The following is a 5123-nucleotide window of genomic DNA, read 5'->3' as shown; positions in this document are numbered from 1 at the left end:
TCGCCTTGTATCAGAAATTAATTTCTCCGACTATAACGAAACATCTATCGTGCAATTCTCCGGCAAAATAAAACAGGCCGTCTGAAAATCAAATTTTCAGACGGCCTGTTTCGCTTTTAAGCAGCTTGTCTCGTATTACATCGCACGCAAACGGGCAATACGGTTATCCAAAGACGGGTGGGTGCTCAGCAGGGAATCTTTGGCTTCGCTGGCGATACCCATAGCGTTCATTTCCTGCGGCAAATCGCTGGCGGCACCTTTTAAGCGTTGCAGCGCGGCAATCATTTTCGGCGCGCCGACCAGTTTGGCGGCACCGGCATCGGCGCGGTATTCACGCTGGCGGCTGAACCACATCACGATGATGCTGGCCAAAAAGCCGAACACGACTTGCAAGACCATGCTGACCATGAAATAAGTGCCTTGCGAGGTCGAGCCGTCTTCGTTTTTCGCCACCATGCCGGAAACGATGCGGGCCAGGAAGACGACGAAGGTATTGACCACGCCCTGAATCAGCGTGAGCGTCACCATATCACCGTTGCCGACGTGCGCCATTTCGTGCGCCAATACGGCTTCTACTTCATCGCGGGTCATGTGGTCGAGCAGACCGGTGCTGACGGCAACCAAGGAGTTGTTTTTGCTCGCGCCGGTGGCAAAGGCATTCGGCTCGGGAGAATCATAGATGGCGACTTCGGGCGTTTTCAAATTCCATTGGCGCGCTTGTGCTTCAACGGTCGCCAGCAGCCAGGCTTCTTCTTCGCTGCGCGGCTGGGTGATGACTTCCGCGCCGACCGAGCTTTTGGCCACGGTTTTCGACATCAGCAGGGAAATAATCGAGCCGCTGAAGCCGACGACGGCGGAGAATGCCAGCAGGCTGCCGATATCGTCGGTGCTGTTGATGCCCAATACGGCCAATACGATGCGGATAACGATGAGTACGGCGATATTGGTAGCCAAAAATAAGAATATGCGTTTCACCGGATGGTCCTTTTGATATGTGGTTTGCGGTATGTTGTGTGCTGTCGGGCAATCCGACGGCTTATTGCCTGCTGCGTTCCGAGTCATTCGGCTGCAAGGCTTATAGAAAATTCCGGCATATTGTCGCAAAAAGACCGGGTAGAGTGAAGAGCGGAATAGGAAAAGCTATGCAAAATATGGTCATCTATAGTCATGGAACAAAACAAAAAGCCGTCTGAATTTTTCAGACGGCTTTTATTGCCAGACAGCAGGAAAATCAGCGGTTACGCATTTTTTCCGCCATCATTTCGTGCAGGGTTTTCTTGGCGGGTTTCATCGGCACGCGGTTATCCGTCCAGCCCAGCTGCTTGCTCGGCGTTAAGGCGCGGAAGGTCGTTGCCGCCCAGCCGAAGGCGCGGTAGGCTTTTTTGCCGCTGAAAATGCCGTTGAAGGTGCGCCATGCCAGCTGCTCGCCGAAGGTGTGCGATGCGCCTTGGCCGCGAATCGGATGCGCCACTTTTTCGTTCGGGTCGCGTTGCGCTTCCACGCGCAGGCGCTGCATTTGCTCGGTAATCGGGATGCGTACCGGGCAGACTTCCACGCAGGCGCCGCACATGGTGCAGGCGGTCGGCAGGTCACGGGTGGCGTCCAGACCCAGCAGGTGCGGAGAAATGATTTCACCGATCGGGCCGGGATAGGTCGTACCGTAAGCAGCGCCGCCGATGCGGGTATAAACGGGGCAATGGTTCATACAGGCGCCGCAGCGGATACATTGCAGCGTGCGGCGCATCTGTTCTTCAACATAGGCTTGGCTGCGGCCGTTGTCGAGCAGCACCAAGTGCATTTCCTGCGGGCCGTCGAGCTCTGCGCTGCGGCGCGGGCCGGTAATCATGTTGAAATAGGTGGTAATCGGCTGTCCGATGGCAGAGCGCGGCAGCAGGCTGTAGAGCGGCGGGATGTCCGACAGCTTGGCCACGACTTTTTCGATACCGGTAATGGCGATGTGCACGGGTGGCACGGTGGTGGATAAGCGGCCGTTGCCCTCGTTTTCCACCAGACACAGCGTACCGGTTTCGGCCACAGCGAAGTTGACGCCGCTCAAGCCGACATCGGCGGTGCGGTACACGTCGCGCAAGGCTTGGCGGGCGATGCCGGTGAGCTGGTCCACGTCATCGGTGAGCGGTGTGCCCAGATTTTTGTGGAACAGCTCGCTCACCTGCTCTTTGGTTTTGTGAATGGCGGGCATCACGATGTGGGTCGGCTTTTCGCCTGCCATCTGCACGATGTATTCGCCCAAGTCGCTCTCTACGGCTTTGATGCCTTGGTCTTCGAGATAGTGGTTCAGCTCGATTTCCTCGCTGACCATGGATTTGCCTTTCACCACCAGCTTGCCGTTTTTATCGGTGATGATGTTGTGGATGATGCGGCAGGCTTCGTCGGGGGTTTCCGCCCAGTGGACTTTCACGCCCAAGCGGGTCAGGTTTTCTTCGAGCTGCTCCAAAAGCTGCGGCAGCTTGGAGAGGGAGCGCTGGCGGATGTGTTCACACAAATCACGCAGGTTTTGCAGCTCTTCTTCGTCGCTCAACACGGCTTTGCGCTTGGTCATCAGCATATCCATGGCGATACGCAGGCTTTTACGCAAAGGTTTGTCTTGCAGGGAAATGGCGGTGTTTTGCTTGAAGGTTTCCGGCTTCATGTGGAATTGGATGGTTTGTGTGCTCATGCTTTATCCTCCAAGTCGGCAGGGGAAATATGGTCGGGCAGCAGGGCCAATACGACCAAATCGCGCGGGCCGTGGGCGCCGTAGGCCAAAGTCAGCTGGATGTCGGCGGTTTTGGACGGGCCGGATACCAAAATCACATTGGTCGGCATGCCTTGTTCCGCCGGCTGCTCGCTTTCCAAGGCGTGATGGAATTCATCGTACATCTTGGCTGCGTCAAACAGGCAGAAATGAACCGGCGGTACCAGGCTCAGGCTGCGCGGCTCTTCGGGGCTGGATTGCAGCATAATCGTGCCGGTGCGGGCGATGCCGCATTTGGATGCGGTAAAACCGGCATGTACATCGGCGAAAAATTCGTTTTTCCACACATCAATCTCGCGCTCGAAACCGAGCGGCTCGATGCCGGCGGCAGCCAGCGCCTGCTGCGCTTTTTGGCCGTGCGCCGTTTGCAGGGGCAGCAGCATGTTGCCCAAACCTTTTTCACGGGCAACTTGGCACATCACTTGCGGCCAGGTTTCTTCCGTTACCCAGAAAATTTCGGTTTTAACGGCGCGCATGGCGGCAGCCCAATGCTTCAGACGGCTGATGTCGCTATCCCACGTCACACCGTTGCGTTGGTAATAGCCCTCGGTATCCGGCTCCGCCATCGGGTAGGCATCGGCTTGTTTTAATTTGTTTAAAATATTGTCGCGCGCGCTCATGCTTTGCCTCCGGTGCGTTCCAATAAGAAAGTGGCGATGTGTTTGGGCATGGGCATATCCGGCTCGTCTTTGGCGATTTTGCCGCCGATGTTCATCATGCAGCCGCAGTCGGCGCTGATAATCTGGGTAGCGCCGGTTTCTTTCAGCGCGGCGACTTTGTCGGTTACCATTGCGCCGGAAATGTCGGGGTGTTTGACGGAGAACGTACCGCCGAAGCCGCAGCACTCGCTTTCGTGGTCATGTACGATGCGCTCGACGTTTTCCATGCCGTCAATCAGTTGCCAGCCGGAAAGGTGGACGTTCATCTCGCGGCGGGCGGCACAGGAAGTGTGCACAGCCACTTTGACCGGCTCGCCTTTGTCTTGCGGCTGGTAGCCGATGGCAATCAGGAAATGGGTAAACTCAATCACTCGCTTGGCAATTTCGTTGGCTTTCTGCTCGTAAGGCGTGCCTTTGAAAAGCGTCGGCCAATGGTGTTTCATCATGCCGCCGCAAGAGCCGGAGGGTACGACAATCGGCCAATCTTCCGGGAAAAGATCCAGTTGCTCTTTTGCCACATTAAATGCTTCGTTGGGGTGGCCGGAGGAATAAGCCGGCTGGCCGCAGCAGCTCTGCCCCATCGGGAAATGCATACGGATGCCCTGCTGCTCAATCAGGGTCATCGCGTCCATACCCGCTTCGGGCATGAAGATATCGAGAACGCAGGTGCCGAAGAAATAGGCATCGGACGGCACGCTGTCGTAACGGATAATAGGTGTTGGAGTTTGTGCGCTCATTTTATTTCGAAACCGGCATAGCCGACTTTATACTGTAGAAATCAGCATTACTTTAAGTAATTGCCTGTAAGGGGTCAAGTCTAATTTAAAAAAATAATGTGTTTGCCGCCAGCCCTGCCGCTGCCGCGCCCGCCGCTGCAGCAAACGGAGAATATTGAGAATAAATTTTATTCTTGAATGCATAGCATTTATGTTGATATAAACGATTTAGGCCGTCTGAAAAATACGCCGCATTGCCTGCCTAAATCCAAGCCAGCGCTCGGGCAATTAAATAAATGCCGAACCCGGCAAACAGCAGCCCCGAGGCATTATCCAAAAAGCGGCTGTAACGGCTGTAAAACCGCTTAACCGCCGCGCCGGAAAACACCGTTGCCAAAGCAGTGAAATACAGCAGCGTTTCCGCAAACAGCAACAGCAGCACCCCGGCCGCCTGCCACCACTCCGACACCTGCGCCAACACCGCCGACATCACGCTGCTGAAATACACCGCCACTTTGGGATTGGAAAGATTAACCAGCAAACCTTTTTTCATCTCCGCCCGCACATCCGCTTCCGGCGCGGGTGCGGCGGATTCTTCGGCATGAAACGCCGCATTCTCCCTGACTTTCAGCATCTGCCAACCCAAATACACCAAATACGCCCCGCCCGCGCACACCAGCGCGGTTTCCACAGCGGGAAACGCCCGAAACAGCAACACCAGCCCCAGCATGGTCGAAGCCGCCCAAAACATCACGCCCGCAACAATACCCACCGCGGCAGCCACAGCCTGCCGGCGCCCGCGCAAAGCGGCGGTGCGGGTAATATAGAAAAAATCCGGCCCCGGGCTCATCATGCCCAGCAGATGTATCACGGCGATATTCCAAAGCATAAAACGTCCGAACCCGCCAAGCGGCGGGCATATCCAATTAAATCAGGCTTGGTTATAATATAGTCGAAGAAACACAGAATGATACGGCGTTGCTGCACCCGGCT

5 protein-coding genes are annotated in these 5123 nt (G+C 55.8%); all 5 read right to left on the bottom strand.

The features are described from left to right. Window positions 1-135: 135 nt before the first annotated feature. The gene (htpX, locus tag BDE01S_RS08100; RefSeq protein WP_066079929.1) at window positions 136-975 is read right to left on the bottom strand and encodes a protease HtpX; all 840 of its coding nucleotides are present in this window, start codon (window positions 973-975) and stop codon (window positions 136-138) included. Between the two features lie 256 nt (window positions 976-1231). Next, window positions 1232-2677, bottom strand: coding sequence for a LutB/LldF family L-lactate oxidation iron-sulfur protein (locus BDE01S_RS08095; protein ID WP_066079928.1), 1446 nt, complete (start codon window positions 2675-2677; stop codon window positions 1232-1234). Next, window positions 2674-3375, bottom strand: a complete 702-nt coding sequence (locus tag BDE01S_RS08090) for a LutC/YkgG family protein (RefSeq protein WP_066079925.1) — start codon at window positions 3373-3375, stop codon at window positions 2674-2676. The genes BDE01S_RS08095 and BDE01S_RS08090 overlap by 4 nt, the downstream gene beginning before the upstream one ends. After that, window positions 3372-4151, bottom strand: coding sequence for a (Fe-S)-binding protein (locus tag BDE01S_RS08085; RefSeq protein WP_066079922.1), 780 nt, complete (start codon window positions 4149-4151; stop codon window positions 3372-3374). Before BDE01S_RS08085 ends, BDE01S_RS08090 begins: the two co-directional genes overlap by 4 nt. Window positions 4152-4392: 241 nt before the next feature. Then, the gene (locus tag BDE01S_RS08080; protein ID WP_066079919.1) at window positions 4393-5019 is read right to left on the bottom strand and encodes a LysE family transporter; all 627 of its coding nucleotides are present in this window, start codon (window positions 5017-5019) and stop codon (window positions 4393-4395) included. Window positions 5020-5123: the final 104 nt, after the last annotated feature.

Origin of the sequence: Bergeriella denitrificans NBRC 102155, from assembly GCF_001592185.1 — a bacterium.
GTDB lineage: Bacteria > Pseudomonadota > Gammaproteobacteria > Burkholderiales > Neisseriaceae > Neisseria > Neisseria denitrificans.
The sequence above is the reverse complement of the archived record's forward strand: the minus strand, read 5'-3'. Positions and strand labels throughout refer to the sequence as shown.